The sequence below is a fragment of the Achromobacter sp. SIMBA_011 genome, from assembly GCF_046535435.1.
Taxonomy (GTDB): domain Bacteria; phylum Pseudomonadota; class Gammaproteobacteria; order Burkholderiales; family Burkholderiaceae_B; genus Achromobacter; species Achromobacter dolens.
On the sequence record NZ_JAWRWN010000449.1, the window covers coordinates 1 to 272 of the forward strand.

The following is a 272-nucleotide window of genomic DNA, read 5'->3' on the forward strand; positions in this document are numbered from 1 at the left end:
GGGCGACTGGGACGGGCATCCAAGCCAGCTGGTCTGCACGGATATCAAGCCTGAACGGGTGCTTTCGGTCATCCGCACGGCAATTGCCGCGGCGGCGATGATCGCCTCGTCGGTGATCGTCACCTTGTGGTGGCTTTCGAGCGTGTCGCGCAGCCCGCGCAGAATCATGATGGTCTGTGCGACCGTGGGCTCGTCCACATAAACCGGCTGGAACCGTCGCTCGAGCGCCGCGTCCTTCTCGATGTATTTCTGGTACTCGTTGAGCGTCGTCG

Annotated in this window: 1 protein-coding gene; it reads right to left on the minus strand. The window is 62.5% G+C overall.

Annotated features, from left to right (window positions below):
• On the minus strand, positions 1-272 hold a 272-nt coding region (locus SB816_RS31665), incomplete at both ends, for a hypothetical protein (RefSeq protein ID WP_410548204.1).